The sequence below is a fragment of the Variovorax paradoxus genome (assembly GCF_030815855.1).
Classification (GTDB): Bacteria; Pseudomonadota; Gammaproteobacteria; order Burkholderiales; family Burkholderiaceae_C; genus Variovorax; species Variovorax paradoxus_M.
In genome coordinates, this window is record NZ_JAUSXG010000001.1 from 2,893,626 (window position 1) to 2,914,229 (window position 20,604).

Here is a 20,604-nt window from a genome sequence, read left to right on the forward strand (position 1 = left end):
TGTCGGCGCCGGCACAGGGACGCTCAGGAATGGGCTCTCGCGACCGAGCGCCGTATCGATCCGGGCGAGCCCGCCACCCGCTCAAAGGTCAAGGACCCGACCACCTTCGGCGACCTGATCGATTTGCATGTCACCGACATGAGGGAAGTGCTGCGCGCGCCTGGGCGCTCCAAGGCCTTCACCCTCGTTGCGCTGAACACGAAGTTGGGCAAGCCGAAGCTGAAGGACCTCCCGCGCGAACGGCTCATCCAATTTGGCAAGGACCGCGCCAAGGAAGGCGCCGGTCCCGCCACCATCAGCATGGACATCGGCTACATCAAGCTGGTAGTTTCTCATGCGGCGGCCGCCGAGATCTGCCGCATCCGGCGGGAGGACATCGATGCCAGGGCTCATACCGTGATCGTGCGTGACCGGAAAGATCTGCGGGCATCGATACCGCGTCGCAGCCAACGGTGTCGTCCGCCGCGGAAAAGACTATTTCGCAGGCGAGAAAGAGGTTGGCGCCAAGAACGAGTTGTTCATCTTCGCAACGATCGGTCCGGCTGCCTCGCTCGCCTTTCTGACCTCGATCCATTCGGGATCGACGACAAACTTGCCCCACTTGGCCTCACGATCGGCCAGGCTCTCCCAGACAAGCATGTAGGTCAGCGCGTTGCTGTCAGGTCCGACTGCAGTCGTCCAATATCCGAGTTGACGAATTCCCAGCCGGTTCCAGATGCCCACGGTGTGATCGCGAAATCTGGCAAGAACATCGGGTAGCCGGCCAGGCATTGCGGTATAGATGCGTAGTTCGTAGATCATCGACATCTGTCCTGAAAAGATCGTTGCGAGTTGAAGGGGTGGCGGGCGTGACCGCCAGGCTCGCATAAAACCGCGGTGGGCCCACTGCAGTCTTTACGCGGCGCTCTGAAGCGGTCATTGGCTGGCGCATTGTGAGCGACATGCTTCCTTGCGCTTGCAAAGATACTCGCACGAACGAACAGGCTCAGCTGCAGGCGTTGAACAAAGCCCAAGAGCAAATCAATCCGCCATTGCGCTTCGCCGCCAGCACAGCAGTTGGGCCCCTTGCACCGCATTGCGTCCCGACCCGATTCAACTTCCCCGGCGTGTTGCAAGCTGGCGATCCAGCGCTTCACGAGCCCTGCGTGCCGCACCCGCGTCTACGCGGTCTGCAAGGACCCTGGTCAGCTGGTTCAACTGGGTCGCGGTGATGCCCACGTTCATGCTGACGCCCATGTGGGATTGGAGTTGGGACTCAGCGCCCGGAAGCGCCGACAGCATGCCGACCGTCGCCAACTCGCGGCTCGGCCAGTCGAAATTGTCTCGCTCGAACAGGTCGCCGAAGAGGTGCGTCTTCAGATATTCGTCGATGACCGGCGCGAAATCGAACAATGCACCCTTGACCGGCTGCCCCACGAGCTTCGTCTGGTTTGCCGTCCCGGCCGCCAGCAGTGCATCGCCCTTCGGGATGGGGCGCGAGGGCAGTTGCCCCTGCTTGTCCTGGACACCACGCTGCTTGCGGGCCTCCACGACCTTCATCAGTTCGCCCAGCGCATTGAGGCTGCGCGGGAATCCGGCATAGGCATACACCTGCACCAGGATCTCTTTCGAGTCGTTGATCGTCAGGCCGGCATCGAGCCCCTGTTCGAGCGCGGCGTTCAGACGGGCGATGTCGCCGGCCGCTGCGAACGCTGCAATGGGGATGATGGATTGCTGACGCAGCGAAAGCGTCTCGGATGCGGTGCGCGTAGCGTTCATGTTCGTGGACTCCTGGGAGCCGGTGTCGGCATGGCACGGCGCCGCTGCGAGGCATAGGGCCAAGGCCAGCACGCCGGCCTTGCTGCAATGCCTAGCGTTGGTTGTATTGCTCATCGGTAACCTTCTCCATCCACTCGACGTTCTTTCCGTCCACGGTGCCGGTGACGGCCAGGTGGACCAGTGCCGTGAAGGGAGCGGCGCCGTGCCAGTGCTTGACGCCCGGAGGGCACCAGACGACATCGCCGGGCCGGATTTCCTGCACGGGCTTGCCCCATTCTTGGGTCAGGCCGACACCCGACTGGACCACCAGGCGTTGTCCCGCCGGGTGCGTGTGCCAGGCGGAGCGGGCGCCGGGCTCGAAGGTCACGAGGCCACCGGAGGCATTGAGGGTTTCCGTGGCGGGCCAGACCGGATCGACACGGACGCGCCCGGTGAAATATTCGGCAGGACCGACCGCGGAGGGTTGGCTGCCGGCCCTTGCGATCTGCTGGGGCGCCCCCGCGGCCGGCGCGGGTTCCGCGCCTGCACCGATGGAGTTCAGGGCCGCAAGGTAGAGCGCGGCTTTCAAGGGTCGGATGCACATGGTGGATTCAACTCCTGGTTGATGGAAAGAACTGCGCCGGCGCTGTCGAAGCGACGGGCGTTCATGAACTTTATGAACATCGCAGCCCGTCGACAAGGAGGCAAAATCGGGATGCATATGTGAACATGGCTCACCAATGGCAAAAGAAAACCTGAATGACCTGCAAGCGTTCGTCGTCGTTGCGCGCGAACGCAGCTTCACCCGTGCCGCAGCCCAGATGGGCGTGTCGCGCTCGGCGCTCAGCCACTCGATGCTGGCGCTGGAGGCCCGCCTGGGCGTGCGCCTGCTGACCCGCACCACACGCAGCGTCTCGGTCACGGACGCAGGTGCCCGGCTCCTCAACACGCTGGCCCCCCGATTGCAGGACATCGAGCGGGAACTCGAATCCCTCACTGCGATGCGCGACAAACCGGCCGGCACGGTTCGCATCACCACGCACGACCACGCGATTGCCACGGTGCTGTGGCCCAGGCTCATGCCCCTGCTGAAGCAGTATCCGGACATCGAGGTGGAGTTCAGCGTCGACTACGGGTTCACCGACATCGCAGCCGAAAGGTTCGATGCCGGTGTGCGGGTGGGCGACCGCGTCGACAAGGACATGGTGGCGGTGCCGATTGCACCGGCATTGAGGATGGCGGTCGCGGCTTCTCCGGAATACCTCGCGGGCAAGCCCGTGCCGATGAAACCCGCGGACCTGACGGCGCATCGCTGTGTGAACTTGCGGCTCCCCACGCACGGCGGTCTGTACGCGTGGGATTTCGAGAAAGGAAAAAAAACAGGTCAGCGTGCGGGTTCAAGGCCAGACGGTGTTCAACAACACCTTCCTGATGCTGCGCGCGGCACTGGACGGCATGGGCTTCGCCTACGTGCCTTTCGACATCGTGGAACTGCACATCAAGGAGGGGTGGCTGATTCCGGTTCTGCAGGACTGGTGGCCGACCTTCCCGGGCTACCACCTCTACTACGCCAATCGTCGCCAGCTTTCGCCGGCGCTCGCCCTCGTCATCGAAGCCCTGAGATACCGGATGCCGCCGCCCAGGCGGGCGGGGTGACTGCGGTCACAGGAGCTTTTCCGGTGTGATCGGCAGGTCGCGGATGCGCTTGCCGGTGGCGTGATACACCGCATTACAACGCCACGCCTTCGCCCGAGCGCGCGAAATACACCTCGCTGGCTCACGGCGCTCAGTTCGTCGAGGTGAAGGTCGATCCCAATCTGGGCACGATCCGCGTGAGCCGGGTGGTCGAGATCACCGCCTGCGGCAAGATTCTCAATCCACTCGCTTCGCATAGCCAGGAGATCGGCGGGGTGGTATGGGGCATCGGCATGGCGCTGGAGGAAGCAACGGAAGTCGATCACCGGACCGGCCGCATCATGAACGCAAGCCTGCAGGACTACCGCGTGCCGGTGAATGCCGACATCCATTCGATCGAGACCGTCTTCGTCGAGGAAGACGACACCATCGTCAACCCGCTGGAAGTCAAGGGCATGGGCGAACTGGGCATGGTCGGCATCCCGGCGGCCATCGCCAAGCCTGAGACGACGGCAGCCGACAGGTACCTCAATTGACCGACGAGGCGCGACCCCCTCAGGATTGCACCGGTCGACAATTTCTCTCGCCATGAACGGGAGGAACAGTCGACTTAGGCGCTTCATTGGGATGCGACGCAAACGCCCGTTGGCCGCGTCGTCGGCGACGACACCTTCTCCGGGTTTCCCGGTATGTCACTCGCAGCCACTTGAACCGCATTTTTCCTATTTTTCCCATTTTTGCCATAATGGACACAAAGGAGCACATCATGGCCGCCGTCCTGCCCAGCCTCAACGATCTACCGCGTCAGAACGCCTCCCATGTCAAGAACCGATGGGGCGACGTGGTGCGCCAGGTCCAGCAGTCCGGCAGCGTGGCCGTGACCAACCACTCGACCGTGGAGATGGTGCTCCTGACCGCAGCCACCTACAACCAGTTGGTGGAGGACGCGCAGGCGCTCAAGGCGCGTGAGCAGTCGGTGCTCGACGAACTCGGCCGCCGCTTCGACGCGCGGCTCGGCGTGCTTCAGCAGCCCGACGCGGCGGCGAAGGTCGGCAAGCTGTTCGCAGCCAAGGGCAAGCTGGAGCAACGTCCCAAGGCAGGCGACACATTCTGATGGCGGTGACCCCGCGTCCGTTCATCCTGGTGCTGGCCGGAGTGAACGGCGCCGGCAAGAGCTCGGTCGGTGGCGCCTTGCTGGCCGAGCACGGGCTGAGCTGGTTCAACCCGGACACCTTCGCCCGGGAGCTCATCGCACAACTCGGGCTGACGCCTGAAGAAGCGAACGCCCGTGCATGGAATTTCGGCCGCGAGCGGCTGGAGGCGGCAATAGCGCAAGGTTCCAGCTACGCATTCGAAACCACGCTGGGCGCGAACACCATCCCCGCGCTGCTCGCCCGTAGCGCCTCGAGTCACGACTTGGTCATGATCTACTGCGGACTTTCTTCGCCCGAGCAGCACATTGCCCGTGTCCGAGCGAGAGTGGCACGCGGCGGCCACGACATTCCCGAAGCCAAGATCCGCGAGCGCTGGATCGCGTCGCGCGCCAACCTCATCCAGCTGCTGCCGAAGCTGACAAGGCTGCAGGTCTTCGACAACAGCGCGGAAGCGCTGCCCGGAAAAGGCATCGCAGACCCGATCCTGGTGCTCGAGCTCAGCGCGGGCGAGCCCATTTTTCCGCAGCCCGACGACCTGGCCGCGCTCGCGGCAACGCCGCCCTGGGCCCGGCCCATCGTTCAGGCGGCCATCGAGTTGCTGGGCTGACAAGCGCCGCGGGGCTACGTCGCCACCTCGCCACCTCGCCACCTCCCCGGGAGCTTGCCCGCCTTATGCCTCGAGTGCCTCGAGTGGCCCGAAGAACTCATAGCGCAGCTGCTGCTTCGGCACGCCCAGCGCAAGGCCGCTCGCATACACCGCCTTCATGAAAGGCTTCGGGCCGAGGAAGTAGAGATCGACGTCGCGGTCGGGCGGCAGCTGCTGCGCCAGCAGTTCGCGGGTGACAAAGCCGGTCGCGTGCGGTGGATCGGATTCGCGCGGCGTGTCGTAGACATAGAGCGGCTTCACATTGGCATGCTGCGCCGCCAACTCGTCGACGCGCGCGCGGAACGCGTGGGCGCCGCCGTGCCGCGCGGCATGAATGAAATGCACCGGGCGGCCAGTGTGTGCCACCGACTCGAGCATGCTCATGGCCGGCGTGATGCCCACGCCGCCCGTGACCAGCACCAGCGGGCGCGAACGCTCGCCCGCGGGCTGCAGCACGAAGTCGCCGCAAGGTGCCTGCACGCGCAGCAGGGTGCCGGGCTTTGCCGTCTCGTGCAGCCAGTTCGAGGCCCGGCCGCCCTCCTCCTGCTTGACGCTGATGCGGTACCACGGCTTGCCCGGCGCATCGGACAGCGAGTAGTTGCGCCGCAGCGGTTCGCCGTCGATGTTCAACACCAGCGTGAGGTACTGGCCCGGCGAGAACGTGAGGAGCGGGCCGCCGTCGGTGGGCTCCAGGTAGAAGGAGGTGATGACTTCGCTTTCCTGCTCGCGCCGCGCGACGCGGAACTCGCGCTCGCCGCGCCAGCCGCCCGTTTGTGCGGCGTTGGCGCGGTAGACCTCTTCCTCGGCAGCGATCAGGAGAGCCGCCAGCGATTGGTAGGCTTCGCCCCAGGCCGCGATGATCTCGTCGGTCGCGGCGTCGCCGAGCACGTCCTTGATGGCCTGCAGCAGGCAGCCGCCGACGATCGGGTAGTGCTCGGGCAGCACGCCCAGCGCGGCGTGCTTCTGGATGATGCGCGGCAGCGCGCCGGCAATCTCTTCCAGGCGGTCGATGTGCGTGGCATAGGCCAGCACCGCGCCCGCGAGTGCGCGCGCCTGGCTGCCCGCGGCCTGGTGCGCCTCGTTGAAGAACGCCTTCACCTCGGGATGACTCTCGAACATGATCCGGTAGAAGTGGCTGGTGATGGCCTCCCCGTGCGCCTGGAGCGCGGGAACGGTGGCTTTGATGATGGCGATGGTTTGCGGGGTCATCTGTGGCTTTCAGGATCGGCAGTGAAGAAGCTCTTTGCTTCTCACGATCCGTGCCAGCCCGCGGCGTGCGCCAAGTGCCTGCCGCCACTGGGGATTTTCGACGCGTGGTCAAATTCACAACAAGATTAATGTTGTAGTTATGACCACATCGAGTGTCAACCTGACCACAAGAGAAGCGAATGCGGCCACCGAGGCGCAGCGCTACCGGGCGCTCCTTGCCGCGGCGCGTGGCCTCGTGCGATGCGACGCCGCCGCGCTGCTGCGGCTCGACGGCGATGTGCTGCGGCCGCTGGCCGTGGACGGCCTGAGCGACGAGACCCTGGGGCGGCAGTTTCCGGTGGCCTCGCACCCGCGCTTCGCGCGCCTGCTCGAAAGCGGGCGCGGCCTGCGCTTCGCCCACGACTGCGGCTTGCCGGATCCCTATGACGGCCTCGTCGCGGGCCAGCCTGGCATCCTGCCGGTGCACGACTGCATGGGCGCGCCGCTGCGCCTGCGCGGCGCCACGTGGGGCCTGCTGACGCTGGACGCGCTCGAGCCCGGCGCGTTCGAGGCCGTGAGCCCGGCGCAGCTCGATGCGCTGATTGCACTGGTCGAGACCGGTATCGAGGCCGCCCACACGATCCAGGAAATGGAAGCACGCGCCATGCGCGAGCAGGCTGTCGCGCAGGCCCTGCGGTCCGGTCGCGGTGCCCCGCGTGAATTGCTGGGCAGCAGCCCCGCCATGAAGCAGCTGTACAGCGAGATCGACACGGTCGCGATGTCCGACCTCACGGTGCTGGTGCTCGGCGAGACCGGTGTCGGCAAGGACCTGGTGGCGCAGCGGCTGCATGCGCGTTCGCGGCGGTCCGACCAGCCGCTGGTGCAGGTGAACTGCGCGGCGTTGCCCGAGACGCTGGCCGACAGCGAACTCTTCGGCCACAAGCGCGGCGCGTTCACCGGCGCGGTGCAGGACCGGAGCGGCAAGTTCGAGATCGCCGACGGCGGCACGCTCTTTCTCGACGAGGTCGGCGAATTGCCGCTGACGGTGCAGGCCAAGCTCTTGCGCGTGCTGCAGAGCGGTGAAGTGCAGCGGCCCGGCAGCGACCGCACGCTCAAGGTCGACGTCCGCGTGATCGCGGCCACCAACCGCGACCTGCCCGCCGCCATTGCACAGGGCCGCTTCCGCGCCGATCTCTACCACCGGCTCTCGGTGTATCCGCTGGTCGTGCCGCCGCTGCGCGAGCGCGGACGCGACGTGGTGAGCCTGGCCGGCGGCTTTCTCGAAGAAAACCAGCATCGCCTGGGCGCGCGCAACCTGCGGCTTTCACCGGCCGCCAAGGCCGCCCTCCTCGCGCACCGCTGGCCAGGCAACGTGCGCGAACTCGAGCATGTGATCAGTCGCGCCTCGCTCCGGGCCTTCGGCGAGCAGCGCCGCGGTGCGCGGTGGACGGCCATCGAACCGCATCATCTGGCGCTGGATGCGGCAGCCGCGGGCAGCCCTGCGCCACAGCCGCCGGTGCCGCCTGCGCCGGCCACAGCGGGCGCGCACGCGAACCTTGCAGCCGGCGGCGGCGGCACGCTGCGCGAAGCCACCGAGGCGTTCCAGCGGGCATGGCTTGCCGACGCCCTGGCGCGGCATCGCGGGCACATGGCCAACGCAGCGCGCGAGGCCGGCATCGACCGCAGCAACTTCCACCGGACGCTGCGCAAACTCGGGGTGGCACGGCCTGACAACACGCCCTGAACTGCCGAGCGGTTCAAAGCCCCGTAGTCAGGGCAGGAGTTCGAACTTGAGGTCGGCCAGCGGCATGACTTTTTCTTCGCGCGCCATCTTGTACTCGGTGTTCGGCCCGAGCCACTTCGCCCAGAGCTTGTCGAGCTCGCCCGACTTCTCCAGCGCGTAGAGCGCGGTGTTCACCTTGGACAGCAGCGCCGGCTCGTCCTTCTTCATGCCGATGCCGATGGGCTGCAGCACCATCGGCTCGTTGATCATCTTCAGCGCCACGCCCTCGGTCTTCGACTGGTTGACCAGCTTGGTGATGGTCATGGTGTTCGCGACCATGCCGACCGACTTGTTCTGCTGCACCGCCATGAAGGCCGAACCCGTGTCCTGGAAGGTCACCGGCTCGGAGCCGTTCATCTTGATCGACAGCTCCGAGGTCGAACCCTTGGTGGAGCTCAGGCGCTTGCCCTTGAAATCGGCTTTGGCCGAGCCTGGGTCGGAGGCTTTCACCGCGAGCATTTCCTTGGCCACGTAGTACGGGTCGCTGAACTGGATCTGCTCGCCGCGGCTCTTGGTGTAGGCCAGGTTGGCAATGGTCACGTCGACGCGGCCGAGCTTGACCTCGGGCACACGCGCCTCCACCGACAGCGGCGTGACCTTGGCCGTCAAGCCGAGTTCCTTGGCGAGCGCATGACACAGGTCGACGTCGTGGCCCACCATTTCGCGCGTCTTCGGATCGGGGGCCGCGAACGGCGGCACGTCGGCAAAGGTGCCGCAGCGCAACTCCTTGCGCTGGCTGATCTCGCTCCACTGGTCGGCATGCGCCAGCAAGGACAGAGCGCAAAGGCAGGCGCCGATGGCGGTGAGACGGAAAGCGGTTCTGTTCGACATGATGAACTCCTGGAGGATGCGAAGAAGAATAAGAAAACGACGATTCAATGCGCGCGCAGGTCCGACAGAAAGCGCTGCGCGCGCGGATGCTGCGGATGGCTGAAAAAGCTCTCGGGGTCGGCCTTCTCGAGAATGCGGCCCGCGTCCATGAACCAGACGCGGTCGGCCACCTCGCGGGCGAAGTTCATCTCGTGCGTGACGCACATCATGGTCATGCCGTCGTTGGCCAGGCTGCGCATCACCGACAGCACCTCGCCCACCATCTCGGGATCAAGCGCGCTGGTGGGTTCGTCGAACAGCATCGCCGGCGGCTCCATCGCCAACGCGCGGGCAATGGCCACGCGCTGTTGCTGGCCGCCCGAAAGCTGCGCCGGGTAGGCACCGGCCTTGTTCGAGAGGCCCACGCGCTCGAGCAGCTGAGCCGCCCTGGTTTTCGCCTCGCCGCGCCTCACGCCCAGCACGCGCATGGGCGACAGCATGATGTTCTCGAGCACCGAGAGATGCGGAAACAGGTTGAAGCTCTGGAACACGAAGCCGATGCGGCTGCGCAGCTTGTTGAGTGCCGCGCTGCTCATGGGCGCGTGAATGTCGTGGCCATCGAACAGCAGCTGCCCCGACTTCACTTCTTCCAGGCGGTTGACGGTGCGGATCAGCGTGGACTTGCCGGAGCCCGAAGGCCCGCAGACCACCACCACCTCGCCCTTCTTCACCTCGGCGTCGATGCCGGCCAGCGCCTGGTAGTCGCCGTACCACTTGTTGATGTTGGAGAACAGGATCATGGTGTCATCCCCTCTGGGGTGTGGAACGGGGTTCATGGCGCTGTCTCCTGGTCTTGTTGCCGATGGCCGTCGTGCGCGGCCTCACGGGTTCGCCGCCACCGGCGCCGGCAGCGGCGCACCGTCTTCGGATGTCTTCGCGGAAGTCGCACCGAGCCGCTTGTGGGCGATGCGCCGCTCCAGCCATTGCGTGAGCTGGGTCAGGCTGAAGCAGACCACGTAGTACGTCATCGCGAGGATGAAGAACACCTGGAACGGTTTGGTCAGCAGCTGGTTGTTGATCTGGTTGGCCGCGAAGGTCAGTTCCTGCACGTTGATGACGTAGCCCAGCGTGGTCTCCTTGATGGTGGAGATGAACTGGCTCAGCATGCTCGGCAGCATGTTGTAGAGCGCCTGCGGCAGGATCACGAACCACATCGTGCCGAGATGGCTGTGGCCGAGCGCGCGCGCCGCCTCGGTCTGGCCCTTGGGCAGCGCCTGGATGCCGGCGCGCACCACCTCCGACAGGTAGGCGCCCTCGTAGATCACCAACGTGCACAGCATGGTGGTGAAACCAGACACGTCCCGCCCGATCAGGATCGGCACCAGGAAGTAGACCCACAGAATCACCATCAGCAGCGGCACGCCGCGCACCACATAGACCAGTACCGTGGCCGGCCAGCGCAAGACGCGCCAGGGCGACAGCCGCGCAAGCGCCAGCAGCACCGAGAGCGGAAACGCCAGCACGATGCCCAGCATCGAGAGGATCAGCGTGGCGACGATGCCGCCGAGCGGGCCGCTGGGGTACTGGCCGACGAGCAGCAGCAGCCAGTTGTCGCGAAGGATTTCAAGGACGCTGAACATGGCGTGTTACCTCGCGCCCACGATGCGGTAGCGCCGCGCCAGCCAGCCGCCTACGGCCATGATGAGCAGCGAGCACACGAGGTACAGCGCCGTCGCCATGCTGTAGGCCTCGAAAGTGCGAAAACTCTGGCTTTCGATTTCCTTCACCGCGTGGGTCAGCTCGGCCACGCCGATGGCCATCGCCAGGCTGCTGTTCTTGAACAGCGACACGCTGTGGTTGACCAGCGCCGGCACCGCATTGCGGATGGCCTGCGGCAGCATCACATGGCGCATCGAGCCGATGTAGCCGTGGCCCAGGGCGCGCGCGGCCTCGGCCTGCCCGCCCGGGATCGAGCGCAGGCCCGAACGCATGTCCTCGCTGAAGTAGGCGGCCTGGCAGAGCCCGAGCGCGACGATCGAGAGAATGGTCTCGGCGTTGTGCACCGAGAGCCAACCCTGCAGCGCATCGGGCAGCAGGCTGAAGATGCCGAAGTACCAGAGCATGAGCTGCACCAGCGTCGGCACGTTGCGGTGGTAGGAGACATAGCCGGCCACCACGCGCTCGGCCAGCCGGCTCGGGGTGAGGCGCACGACGAGCAGCACGACCGCCATGGCCATGGCCAGCAGCCATGAACCGGCCGCGATCTTCAGCGTTTGCTGCAGGCCGTGCCAGAGCATCGCCCCGAACTCCGGTTTCAGCAGGATCGCCAGCAGATCGAAGTCCTTCATGCGCTGTTCCTTTGAGGCGGCGTGCGGCAGCGTGGCACCGCTCAGGCCTGCGGCGCTTCCGGCCGCGCGGTCGAGAGCCCGCCTGGCACCTGCAGCGTGGGCGTGATTTCCATGTGGCCCACGTTGACCGCAATGGGCGCCGCGATGGCGAAGGCGATCGCGTTGGCGATGTCCTCGGCCTGCGGCAGCTCGTAGCCTTCGACGAAGCGCTTGCGTGTCTCCTCGGAATCGCCGTGCACGTGCGCGAAGATGTCGGTGGCCACGCGCCCCGGGCAGATCTCGGTCACGCGCACGCGCTTGCCGAACACGTCGATGCGCAGCTGGCGCGACAGCATGCTCACGGCCGCCTTGGTCGCGTGGTAGGTGCTGTTGCCGCCGAAGTTGTAGGCCGCGGCAATGGAGCTGATGTTGACCACGTGGCCGCGGTCGCGCGCGGCCATGCCGGGCACCACGAGACGGCACAGGTGCAGCACGGCGCGCAGGTTCACGTCGACCAGCAGGTCGATGCCCTCGGCGTCGGCCTTCAGGATGGAACCGGGGCGGTCCACGCCGGCGTTGTTGACCAGCACGTCGAACGCCACCTCCTGCGTGAGGCGCGTAATGCCGGCGAGGTCGCTCACGTCGATGGCGTGCGGAATGCAGCCGGTGCGCGCGGCCAATTCGGCGAGCTTGTCGCCGCTGCGCGCCAGTGCATGGACCGTGAGGCCTTCCTTGCACAGGCGCTCGACGACCGCGGCGCCGATGCCCGAGGAGGCGCCCGTCACCAGCGCGGTCTTGTAGTCGGAGAACGGCATCTTGCTTCTTTCGTTGGAAACTGCAGATCACTGCTTTGATTCACTGTATCGAGCGCTTCTGCGCGGCGCCAAGACGGATTGGCTGTGGAGCGATAAGCCGCCCTTATGTTGCCCCTTGTTCGTGCGCATGACCTAGGGTAAGCACCATGTCCGGGCTCCGGACCTGCTAGTCCGGCTGCCTCGAAATGGGCATCACGCGTCCCGCCTGCTCGACCACGCCACGCACCGCGCGGGCCAGGTCCACCGCACCGGGCGTGTCGCCATGCAACAGGATGGAATGTGCGCGCATCGTGATCTTTTTTCCGCTGTAGCTGGTGACGGTGCCTTCCTCCAGCAGCTGGCGCACGCGCGCGAGCACCGCGCCCTGGTCGTGGATCACCGAGTCGGGCAGTTTGCGCGGCACCAGCAGGCCGTCGTCGTCGCAGGCGCGGTCGGCCAGGAAGGTGGTGCGCACGCGCAGGCCGCAGCGCGCGGCCGCATCCTCGATGGCGCGGCTGGTGGAAGAACTGATGGTGAGCGAGGGATCGAAGTCGGCCACGGCGCGCACCAGCGGCTCGGCGAGCGCCGCATCGGCCGCGGCCATGTTGCCGAGCGCGCCGTGAAAGCTCATGTGCGTCATGCGGTGGCCGGCGGTGCGCGCCATACCGTCGAGCGCGCTCAGCTGGTAGAGCACGTAGGCGACGAGTTCCTTCGGCTCGATCTGCATCGGCCGGCGGCCGAACCCGAGCAGGTCGGGAAAGCCCACGTGCGCCCCGACATCGACGCCGCGCGCGAGCGCCATGCGCACGGTGCGGTCCATGATGACCGGGTCGCCCGCATGAAAACCGCAGGCCACGTTGGCCGAAGAGACGATGTCCAGCAGCGCCTCGTCCTCGCCCATGTGCCAGGGGCCGAAGCCTTCGCCGAGGTCCGCGTTCAGGTCGATGTCCATGGGGTGTCCTTCTTGCTCGTTCGTCAGAGGGCTTGCAGGTCGAACAGCGGCATACCGTAGCCGACCGCAAGGCCGTCGGCTGCGTGGATGCGGTCGACGATGCCGGCCTGCGGCGCGGTCACGGGCAGCAGCAGCGGGCCGATCTTCATCAGGCCCACGGTTTGCCCGGTTTCCACGCGTTCACCGGTGCGCGCAAGGGGCGCGGCGGCTAGCGGATGGCTGTGCAGGAACAGGCCGACCGAAGGGGCGTGGATTGTCAGGCGTTCGGGCTCGGCTTCTTCATCCGGCAGTTCGATGATTTCGTCGCCCTGCCGGCCGAGGCGCAGCGTGCCCTGCGGCGTGCGCAGTTCGAGCAGGCCGATGTCGGTGCCGGCCAGCCAGGCGGCCAGTTGCGGGGTGCGCAGTGCGGTGTCCTGCATGTCAGTTCTTCCCGGGGTGCTTTTGTTCGGGGCGCTTTTGTTCGGGGCGCTGCTGTTCAGGGCGCTGCTGTTCAGGGCGCGTGCACAGGCCACCGGGTACTCCCCTCCGCGAATGTCCCCCGGCTTCGCCTCCTCCTTGATTTCGCTGCGGGGAGCACCCGATGCCCTGTGCACTAGGGCACGCTCTCGGTGCACCGCCGATCAACGACCGCTGTTTGCAACGCTCCGGCCGATGGGGTGCCTTGCGCAGCGAAATCAAGGAGGAGGCCGCAGGCCGGGGGACATTCGCGGAGCAAGGTACCCCGTCGGCGGGAGTGCGCCCTGAATGGCGCCCTGAACCGCCCACTTCACACACAAGAAGAAGAATTGAAAAGAGAGGTTCCATCTCAGTGCCTTCCCACAGGCACAGGCGCACCGCGGTGCAGTTCCACCATGCGCGCCACCTTGTCCAGCCAGGCGCGCACTTCATCGAGCGCGGCCAGCGCTTCGTCCCAGGTGGTTTCGATGAAGCGCATGCGGCTGCCGATCGGCGCCTGGCCGAGACGCCACATGTCGGCCTCGATCACGGTGCCGAACTTGGGGTAGCCGCCCGAGGGCTGGGCGTCTCGCATCTGGATGATGGGCTGCCCGCTGTGCGGCACCTGGATCACGCCGGGCACGATGCCGTGCGAGCGCAGTTCCATCGGCGCGATGGGGCGCAGCGCTTCGCCCTCCAGCCGGTAGCCGTAGCGGTCGCTCTGGGAGGTGATCTTCCATTCACCGGCCCAGAAAGCGTCACGCGACGCCGGCTCGAAAGCCATGTACTCGGCTGCGGGCAGGACGCGTACAGCGGCCACGCCATCGCGCTCCAACGGCAATGCGAGCGCGGGCGGCACCAGGCCGAAGCCGGTCTTGCATGCCGCGCCTGCGCCTGCCGCGCGCAAGACATCGCCCCGGCGCAGCGCCCGCCCTTCATGGCCACCGAAGGCGCCGCGCAACTGCGTGCTGCGCGAACCCAGCACTTCGGGCACGTCGACCCCGCCCGCCAGGCACAGCATGGCACGGCTGCCGCGCTGCGCGCCGCCTTGCGGCAGGCCCAGCGCCAGCACCTGCCCGGTCCGCGCCCGGTGCACCCACCAGGGCAGCAGCGGCTGGTCGTCCAGCCGCGCCGCGCAATCGGCCCCGGTCAATGCGAAAGCGCAGTCCTCGCCGAACCGCACCTTGAACGGAAACACCGGGACTTCGATGGCAGCCGCGTCGACCGCATTGCCCAGCAGCAGGTTGCCGGCCGCGAGCGACAGGTTGTCCATGGCGCCCGAAGTGCCGACGCCCCAGCGCAGGCTGCCGGTGCGCCCCAGGTCCTGCACGGTGGCGAGCGCGGCAGATGAAAGCACTTCGATCATCGGACGATGCCCTCTACGCGGAAACGGATCATGTCGCCCGGCTGCAGCGCCGCGGGCGGGTCCTTCGCCGGGTCGAAGAAGCACATCGAGGTGCTGCCGATGGTGTTCCAGCCGCTGGGCCCGGCCGAGGCCGAGACGCCGGTCTGCGCACCGCCGATCGACACCGCACCGCCCGGGATGCTCAGCACCGGCACCTTGCGGCGCGGCGTGGCGATGCGCGCGTCCATGCCGCCCAGATAGCAGTAGCCCGGGTGGCTGCCGAGCGCATACACCGGATAGAGCGGCGCGCTATGCAGTTCGACGATCCGCTCGACGCTGAGGCCCGTGTGCGCCACCACGTCGGCCATGTGCGGGCCGCCCTCGCCGCCGTAGACCACGGGCAGCTCGACCACGCGGCCGTCCCGCGGCAGCGCGACGGCCGCGTCCCATGCATCGCACAGGCGCGCCTCCAGGGCCTCGAGCGCAGCATGGCCGCGCGGCGAGCGCAGGAAGGTCAGCATCAGGTTGTTCATGCCCGGCACAGCTTCGCGAATCTCTGGCCAGGCCTGGGTTTCGTGCGCCAGCGCCCAGATGCGCTGCTGCGAGCTGAGGTTCATCTCCCCGGGCGCTTCGAAGATCAGCGCGGTCGTGCCCAGCAGACTGATCGATGGCTCTTGTGCAATTGCGATCACGCCGCGCTCCTTTGCTGCAGCCAGCGTTCGAGGTGATGGATGTCCACGCCGCCGACGGCAAAACCCTCGTCGCGCAGCAGTTCGCGGTGCAGGGGCACGTTGGTCACGATGCCGTCGATGCGCATCTCCGCGAGCGCGAGGCGCATGCGGGCCAGCGCATCGGTGCGAGTGGCGCCGTGCACGATCAGCTTGGCGATCATCGAGTCGTAGTACGGCGGCACGCGGTAGCCGGCGTTGGCATGCGAATCGACGCGCACTCCGAAACCGCCCGGCACCTGCCAGCCGGTGATGCGCCCGGGCGAAGGCGCGAAGGTGTTGGGGTTCTCGGCGTTGATGCGGCACTCGATCGCATGGCCCTGGCATCGCACCTCGCGCTGCACCAGCGAAAGTCGCTCGCCGCGCGCCATGCGCAGCTGCTGCTGCACGATGTCGATGCCCGCGGTCATCTCGGTCACCGGATGCTCGACCTGAAGGCGGGTGTTCATCTCGATGAAATAGAAGGCGCCCTTCTCGTAGAGAAACTCGAAGGTGCCCACGCCGCAGTAGCCGATCTGCCGGCAGGCGGCCGCGCAACGCTCGCCCACCTCGGCCATCAGTGCGTCGTCGATGCCGGGCGCCGGTGCCTCCTCGATCACCTTCTGATGGCGGCGCTGCAGCGAACAGTCGCGGCTGCCAAGCCACACGGCGCTGCCGTGGCTGTCGGCCAGCACCTGGATCTCGACATGGCGCGGGTGCAGCAAGAATTTCTCGATGTAGACCTCGGGGTTGCCGAAGGCCTGGCGCGCTTCCTCGCGCGTGAGCGCCATTGCATCGAGCAGCGCCGCTTCGCCCAGCACCACGCGCATGCCGCGCCCACCGCCACCGCCCGCGGCCTTGACGATGACCGGGTAGCCGATGTCGCGCGCAATGGCCTGGACGGCCGCCGGGTCTTGCGGCAGCGCCTCGTCAGGCCCCGGCACGCAGGGCACGCCGGCTTTGCGCATCGCGCGCTTGGCCGAGACCTTGTCGCCCATGGTACGGATGCAGGCGGCGCTGGGGCCGATGAAGACGAGCCCCGCCTCTTCGACGCGCGCGGCAAAGGCCGCGTTCTCCGACAGGAAGCCGTAGCCCGGATGGATGGCCTGCGCGCCGCTGACTTCGGCCGCGAACAGGATCGCGGACTGGTTCAGGTAGCTCTGCCCCGGCGCTGAGGGCCCGATGCACAGCGCCTGGTCGGCCTGTGCGACGTAGCTCGCCTCGCGGTCTGCCTCGGAGTGCGCGACCACGGTCCTGAGGCCCAGGCCGCGGCAGGCGCGCAGGATGCGCAAAGCGATTTCACCGCGGTTGGCAATGAGGACGGTATCGAACATATCGCGCGGCCTTCCTCAACCGAAGCGGAACAGGGGCTGCCCTGCGTCCACTTCCTGGCCCGAACGCACCAGCACGGCCTGAACGGTGGCGTCTGCGTCGGCGCGAATTTCGTTGAACATCTTCATGGCCTCGATCACGCACAGCATCTGGCCGGCCTCCACGGCCTGCCCCGGCTGCACGAACGGCGGCTCGCCGGGCGTCGGCTGCAAGTGCACCACGCCATAGAGTGGCGCGAGGCATTCGGCTGCAGCCGCCGGCGTCGGTTCCGCAGACACCGCGGCGCGCGCCCTTCGCACGACCGCCGGGCTTCGCACCGCTGGCCCAGACGTCAACGCCGATTGCTTCACCAGCCGCAACCTGCTGCCGTCTTCGCTGTACTCCAGCTCCGCAAGGTCCGAGGCCGCGAGTGCGTCGATGAGCGTCTTGATCTGTTCCTGCTTCATGCCGGGCCTGTCTGTGGCGACAGAACATCCTTGGTGGCCGACGCATTCCGCGAACGCGTGACGGCAGGCATGAAAGGTAACGGGCCGCGCACACAAAGCCCAAGACGGAATGGCTGTGCCGGGATAAGGCCGGCTTATGACACCACGTACGACACCACGTTTAAGACAGCGCGGCGAGATCGGGTTCGGGCGTGGCCGCGAAGGTTGTGGCGAGATCGACCACCAGCTCGAGCAGGATGCTTTTCACCGCCTGCGCCGGCTCCGAAAGCGGCAGGTGGTCCGACTGGCACAGTGCCAGCGGCGCCTCGATGACGGGATCGACGATCTGGAACTGCCAGGCCCCGCAGGCCGCCACCACTTCGCGCGCCATCGACGCCGGCAGGATGGTAGCGCCCAGCCCGTCGGCGATGGCCGCCGTCAGCGTGAAGGCCGATTCGATCTCGGCCACCACGCGCGGCGCCATGCCCGCACGCACGAAGGCCGCGTCGACCAGCTTGCGCACCACGTTGTAGGGGCGCGGCAAAAAGAGTTCGATGTCGCGCAGGTCGGCCAGCTTCACCGGCTGCGCCGGCGCCGGCATCGCTGCCGGCCCGACCAGGAACAGCGGTTCCTTGAGCAGCGACAGGAAGCTCAGGCCGTGGATCGCCTTGTCGCCGTAGAGCACAGCGAGGTCCATGCGCCCGTTCATGATGAGCTCGCTCAGCGTGGTGCCGTAGTTCTCGTTCAGGTAGAGCAGGATGCCGGGGTGGCGCGCACGCACGGTGCGCAAGAGCGGCAACGAGAGCGCCGAGGCCGCCGTGCCGGGCGCAAGCCCCACCGACACCTGGCCCGAGAGCCCTTCGCCGGCCGCTTCCATATCGACGCGCGCCTGCTCGCACTGGCGCAGGATGATCTGCGCATGCCGGTACAGCACCTTGCCGGCCTCGGTGGGCGTCACGCCGCGCTTGGTGCGCACGAGCAACTGCTGGCGCACCTCGCCTTCGAGCGTGGCCAGTTGCTGGCTCAGCGCGGGCTGGGCGATGAAAAGAACCTCGGCCGCCTGCGTCAGGCTGCCGATGTCCACGATCTTCACGAAATATTTGAGGCGTCGCAGGTTCACGCCGTGTCCCCAAGCAAAAGCCGAGCCTAGCACTGCGCCTGTGCGGCAGGTATAGGCGCTCACCATAAGCTGCGCCTATACGACCAGTGCAATCTCGTCTTGGCCTCGCGTGATCGATCTGCGTACCGTTCAGTCCATGCAATCCCAGACACAGGAAGTCATGTGACCACGTCCCGCATTGCCGCCCGCGTGCGGCGCATCAAGCCCTCGCCCAGCACCTCGGCCGCCGACCGTGCCAACGAACTGCGCCGCCAGGGCAAGTCGATCGTGAACCTCGTGGTGGGCGAGCCCGACTTCGACACGCCGCCCCACATCCGGCAGGCCGCTGCCGCCGCCATCGAGAAAGGCGCGACGCGCTACACCCTCATGGCCGGCACGGTGGAGCTGCGTCAGGCCATCATCGCCAAGCTCGAACGCGAGAACGGCCTGCGCTACGCGATGAACGAGGTCATCGCCACCAGCGGTGCCAAGAGCGCGATCTACAACGCCTTTGCCGTCACGCTGGAGCCAGGCGACGAAGTCATCATTCCCGCGCCTTACTGGGTGTCGTACCCCGACATGGTGCTGGCCTGCGAAGGCACGCCGGTCACGGTGGCCTGCCCCGAAGCCAACGGCTTCAAGCTGACGCCCGCGCAACTGGAGGCCGCGATCACGCCGCGCACGCGCTGGCTGCTGATCAACTCGCCCAGCAACCCGACCGGCGCCAGCTACACCGGTGGCGAATACCGCGCGCTGGCCGAGGTGCTGCAGCGCCATCCGCAGGTGATGGTGATGACCGACGACATCTACGAGCACATCCGCTTCGACGCCGAGGCAACGCCGCACCTGCTTGCGGTCGCGCCCGCGCTGCGCGAGCGCACGCTGGTGGTGAACGGCGTTTCGAAGACCTATGCGATGACGGGCTGGCGCATCGGCTATGCAGCCGGCCCGGCCGATCTGATCCAGGCGCTGGACACGCTGCTGTCGCAGTCCACCGGCAACTGCTGCTCGGTGAGCCAGGCGGCCGCCGCGGCGGCGCTCAACGGTAACCAGGGCTTCGTGGCCGAGAGCGTGGCGATCTACAAGCAGCGCCGCGACCGCACCCTTGCACTCATCAACGACATTCCCGGCCTGCGCTGCGCCGCGCCGTCCGGCGCCTTCTATCTGTACATCCACTGCGGTGGCCTCGTCGGCAAGACCACGCCAGAGGGCAAGCGGCTTGACGAAGACGGCGACGTGGTGATGTACCTGCTCGAAAGCGAAGGCGTGGCACTGGTTGCGGGCACCGCCTACGGGCTCTCGCCCTACTTCCGTCTTTCCATCGCCACCGGCATCGAGACGCTGGAAGAAGGCTGCGCGCGCATCGCGCGAGCCGTGGCGGCCCTGCGCTGAAGCGCCCCTGAAATCACCGAGAACACCCATGCCCTACAAAGCCATTCGCAAGAACCCGTCCGCCGCACCGGTCGCACCCAAGATCCTCACCGCGCTGCGGGAGATTCCCGTGGCAGCGCTGAGCGACAACATGCACCGCAACATCGGCAGCATGGGCCTGCACCCTTACCACCGCCCGAGCGGCCGGACGATGGCGGGCACGGCCGTCACGGCGCGCTCGCGCGGCGGCGACAACCTGACGTATTTGCGCGCCCTGGAGTTCTGCCGGCCCGGTGACGTGCTGGTGATCGACGCCGGCGGCGACCTCAACAATGCGGTGGTCGGCGGCATCCTCTCGTTCTACGCGGCGCACATCGGCGTCCTGGGTGTGGTGATCGACGGCGCCATCCGAGACGTTGCCGAGGTCCGGGCGCGCGAGTTTCCGGTCTACGCGCGAGGCGTCACCCACCGCGGTCCCTACAAGGACGGGCCCGGCGAGATCAACGTGCCGGTTTCGGTGGGCGGGATGGTCGTCAATCCGGGCGACATCGTGGTCGGCGATCAGGACGGGCTCATGGCCTTCGCGCCCGACGAATCCGAGCTGCTGATCGAGAAGGCACAAGCGCACCTGGCGACGGAAGCAGAGACCATCCGAGCCATGAAGGAAGGCCGTTGGGACCGCGCCTTCATCGACGCGCTCGAGGCACGCTGCCTCAACTGACCCGCTCGCGCGAGCGCGCGGCAAAAAGGTCCAGCTGGCCGGAGTGGTTGGCCGAAGACATAATTGTGACCTGATGAAAACGCCTCCTCTTGCCCTTGGCCGCCGCACGCCGGCCCGCGAGAGCGGGACGTCGGACCTCATCG

Annotated in this window: 22 protein-coding genes and 2 pseudogenes; 7 read left to right on the forward strand and 17 right to left on the reverse strand. The window is 66.9% G+C overall.

Features of this window, described 5'->3' with window-relative positions; all coding sequences use genetic code 11:
- Nucleotides 1–81: 81 nt before the first annotated feature.
- The 4 genes from QFZ42_RS13615 to QFZ42_RS13630 all read right to left on the reverse strand — a co-directional run bounded on the left by QFZ42_RS13615 (nucleotide 82) and on the right by QFZ42_RS13630 (nucleotide 2,341).
- Nucleotides 82–393 carry a hypothetical protein gene (locus QFZ42_RS13615; protein WP_307701458.1) on the reverse strand — a complete coding sequence of 104 codons (312 nt, stop codon included), beginning with the start codon at nucleotides 391–393 and terminating at the stop codon, nucleotides 82–84.
- A gap of 81 nt (nucleotides 394–474) precedes the next feature.
- Entirely contained in the window at nucleotides 475–807 is a 333-nt protein-coding gene (locus tag QFZ42_RS13620) for an NIPSNAP family protein (RefSeq protein ID WP_373423334.1), read from the reverse strand.
- Nucleotides 808–1,092: 285 nt separating this feature from the next.
- On the reverse strand, nucleotides 1,093–1,758 hold the full coding sequence (locus QFZ42_RS13625; RefSeq protein ID WP_307701459.1) for a carboxymuconolactone decarboxylase family protein: 666 nt from the start codon (nucleotides 1,756–1,758) through the stop codon (nucleotides 1,093–1,095).
- A gap of 91 nt (nucleotides 1,759–1,849) precedes the next feature.
- Nucleotides 1,850–2,341 carry a (R)-mandelonitrile lyase gene (locus QFZ42_RS13630; protein ID WP_307701460.1) on the reverse strand — a complete coding sequence of 164 codons (492 nt, stop codon included), beginning with the start codon at nucleotides 2,339–2,341 and terminating at the stop codon, nucleotides 1,850–1,852.
- A gap of 136 nt (nucleotides 2,342–2,477) precedes the next feature.
- Here QFZ42_RS13630 and QFZ42_RS13635 point away from each other — a divergent pair.
- The 4 genes and pseudogenes from QFZ42_RS13635 (at nucleotide 2,478) to QFZ42_RS13650 (ending at nucleotide 5,133) form a co-directional block, all read left to right on the forward strand.
- A pseudogene (locus tag QFZ42_RS13635) lies at nucleotides 2,478–3,393 on the forward strand (LysR family transcriptional regulator).
- A 107-nt stretch (nucleotides 3,394–3,500) separates the two neighbouring features.
- Nucleotides 3,501–3,908, forward strand: a pseudogene (locus QFZ42_RS13640) (molybdopterin cofactor-binding domain-containing protein); the annotation flags it as partial.
- A gap of 230 nt (nucleotides 3,909–4,138) precedes the next feature.
- Nucleotides 4,139–4,486, forward strand: a complete 348-nt coding sequence (locus QFZ42_RS13645; RefSeq protein ID WP_307701461.1) for a type II toxin-antitoxin system prevent-host-death family antitoxin — start codon at nucleotides 4,139–4,141, stop codon at nucleotides 4,484–4,486.
- Nucleotides 4,486–5,133, forward strand: a complete 648-nt coding sequence (locus QFZ42_RS13650) for an AAA family ATPase (protein WP_307701462.1) — start codon at nucleotides 4,486–4,488, stop codon at nucleotides 5,131–5,133. Before QFZ42_RS13645 ends, QFZ42_RS13650 begins: the two co-directional genes overlap by 1 nt.
- 63 nt (nucleotides 5,134–5,196) lie before the next feature.
- Here QFZ42_RS13650 and hmpA read toward each other — a convergent pair whose 3' ends face one another.
- Complete coding sequence (hmpA, locus tag QFZ42_RS13655; RefSeq protein ID WP_307701463.1) at nucleotides 5,197–6,381, reverse strand: NO-inducible flavohemoprotein; 1,185 nt, start codon at nucleotides 6,379–6,381, stop codon at nucleotides 5,197–5,199.
- A gap of 139 nt (nucleotides 6,382–6,520) precedes the next feature.
- Here hmpA and norR point away from each other — a divergent pair, with 139 nt between their 5' ends.
- Nucleotides 6,521–8,104 carry a nitric oxide reductase transcriptional regulator NorR gene (gene norR, locus QFZ42_RS13660; protein WP_307701464.1) on the forward strand — a complete coding sequence of 528 codons (1,584 nt, stop codon included), beginning with the start codon at nucleotides 6,521–6,523 and terminating at the stop codon, nucleotides 8,102–8,104.
- A 27-nt stretch (nucleotides 8,105–8,131) separates the two neighbouring features.
- Here norR and QFZ42_RS13665 read toward each other — a convergent pair whose 3' ends face one another.
- The 12 genes from QFZ42_RS13665 to nac form a co-directional block, all read right to left on the reverse strand.
- Nucleotides 8,132–8,974 (reverse strand): ABC transporter substrate-binding protein, encoded by an 843-nt coding sequence (locus QFZ42_RS13665; protein ID WP_307701465.1) that lies wholly within the window; start codon nucleotides 8,972–8,974, stop codon nucleotides 8,132–8,134.
- 44 nt (nucleotides 8,975–9,018) lie between these two features.
- Nucleotides 9,019–9,753, reverse strand: coding sequence for an amino acid ABC transporter ATP-binding protein (locus tag QFZ42_RS13670; RefSeq protein ID WP_307704236.1), 735 nt, complete (start codon nucleotides 9,751–9,753; stop codon nucleotides 9,019–9,021).
- An 81-nt stretch (nucleotides 9,754–9,834) separates the two neighbouring features.
- Entirely contained in the window at nucleotides 9,835–10,593 is a 759-nt protein-coding gene (locus tag QFZ42_RS13675) for an amino acid ABC transporter permease (protein ID WP_307701466.1), read from the reverse strand.
- A gap of 6 nt (nucleotides 10,594–10,599) precedes the next feature.
- Nucleotides 10,600–11,301 (reverse strand): amino acid ABC transporter permease, encoded by a 702-nt coding sequence (locus QFZ42_RS13680; RefSeq protein ID WP_307701467.1) that lies wholly within the window; start codon nucleotides 11,299–11,301, stop codon nucleotides 10,600–10,602.
- A 41-nt stretch (nucleotides 11,302–11,342) separates the two neighbouring features.
- Nucleotides 11,343–12,095, reverse strand: a complete 753-nt coding sequence (locus tag QFZ42_RS13685; protein ID WP_307701468.1) for an SDR family oxidoreductase — start codon at nucleotides 12,093–12,095, stop codon at nucleotides 11,343–11,345.
- Nucleotides 12,096–12,261: 166 nt separating this feature from the next.
- Complete coding sequence (locus tag QFZ42_RS13690) at nucleotides 12,262–13,026, reverse strand: LamB/YcsF family protein (RefSeq protein ID WP_307701469.1); 765 nt, start codon at nucleotides 13,024–13,026, stop codon at nucleotides 12,262–12,264.
- A gap of 23 nt (nucleotides 13,027–13,049) precedes the next feature.
- Nucleotides 13,050–13,445 carry an acetyl-CoA carboxylase biotin carboxyl carrier protein gene (locus tag QFZ42_RS13695; RefSeq protein WP_307701470.1) on the reverse strand — a complete coding sequence of 132 codons (396 nt, stop codon included), beginning with the start codon at nucleotides 13,443–13,445 and terminating at the stop codon, nucleotides 13,050–13,052.
- Nucleotides 13,446–13,831: 386 nt separating this feature from the next.
- Nucleotides 13,832–14,827 (reverse strand): 5-oxoprolinase subunit C family protein, encoded by a 996-nt coding sequence (locus QFZ42_RS13700; RefSeq protein ID WP_307701471.1) that lies wholly within the window; start codon nucleotides 14,825–14,827, stop codon nucleotides 13,832–13,834.
- Nucleotides 14,824–15,498 (reverse strand): 5-oxoprolinase subunit PxpB, encoded by a 675-nt coding sequence (pxpB, locus tag QFZ42_RS13705; RefSeq protein WP_307701472.1) that lies wholly within the window; start codon nucleotides 15,496–15,498, stop codon nucleotides 14,824–14,826. The genes QFZ42_RS13700 and pxpB overlap by 4 nt, the downstream gene beginning before the upstream one ends.
- Nucleotides 15,495–16,847, reverse strand: coding sequence for an acetyl-CoA carboxylase biotin carboxylase subunit (gene accC / locus QFZ42_RS13710; protein WP_307701473.1), 1,353 nt, complete (start codon nucleotides 16,845–16,847; stop codon nucleotides 15,495–15,497). Before accC ends, pxpB begins: the two co-directional genes overlap by 4 nt.
- Before the next feature lie 15 nt (nucleotides 16,848–16,862).
- Nucleotides 16,863–17,291 carry an acetyl-CoA carboxylase biotin carboxyl carrier protein gene (locus QFZ42_RS13715; RefSeq protein WP_307701474.1) on the reverse strand — a complete coding sequence of 143 codons (429 nt, stop codon included), beginning with the start codon at nucleotides 17,289–17,291 and terminating at the stop codon, nucleotides 16,863–16,865.
- 160 nt (nucleotides 17,292–17,451) lie between these two features.
- Nucleotides 17,452–18,390: a nitrogen assimilation transcriptional regulator NAC gene (gene nac / locus QFZ42_RS13720; RefSeq protein WP_307701475.1), complete on the reverse strand. Its 939-nt coding sequence runs from the start codon at nucleotides 18,388–18,390 to the stop codon at nucleotides 17,452–17,454.
- A gap of 162 nt (nucleotides 18,391–18,552) precedes the next feature.
- Here nac and QFZ42_RS13725 point away from each other — a divergent pair, with 162 nt between their 5' ends.
- Both QFZ42_RS13725 and QFZ42_RS13730 read left to right on the forward strand, forming a co-directional pair.
- The gene (locus tag QFZ42_RS13725; RefSeq protein ID WP_307701476.1) at nucleotides 18,553–19,761 is read left to right on the forward strand and encodes an aspartate transaminase; all 1,209 of its coding nucleotides are present in this window, start codon (nucleotides 18,553–18,555) and stop codon (nucleotides 19,759–19,761) included.
- A gap of 28 nt (nucleotides 19,762–19,789) precedes the next feature.
- Nucleotides 19,790–20,461 carry an RraA family protein gene (locus QFZ42_RS13730; protein WP_307701477.1) on the forward strand — a complete coding sequence of 224 codons (672 nt, stop codon included), beginning with the start codon at nucleotides 19,790–19,792 and terminating at the stop codon, nucleotides 20,459–20,461.
- Nucleotides 20,462–20,604: the final 143 nt, after the last annotated feature.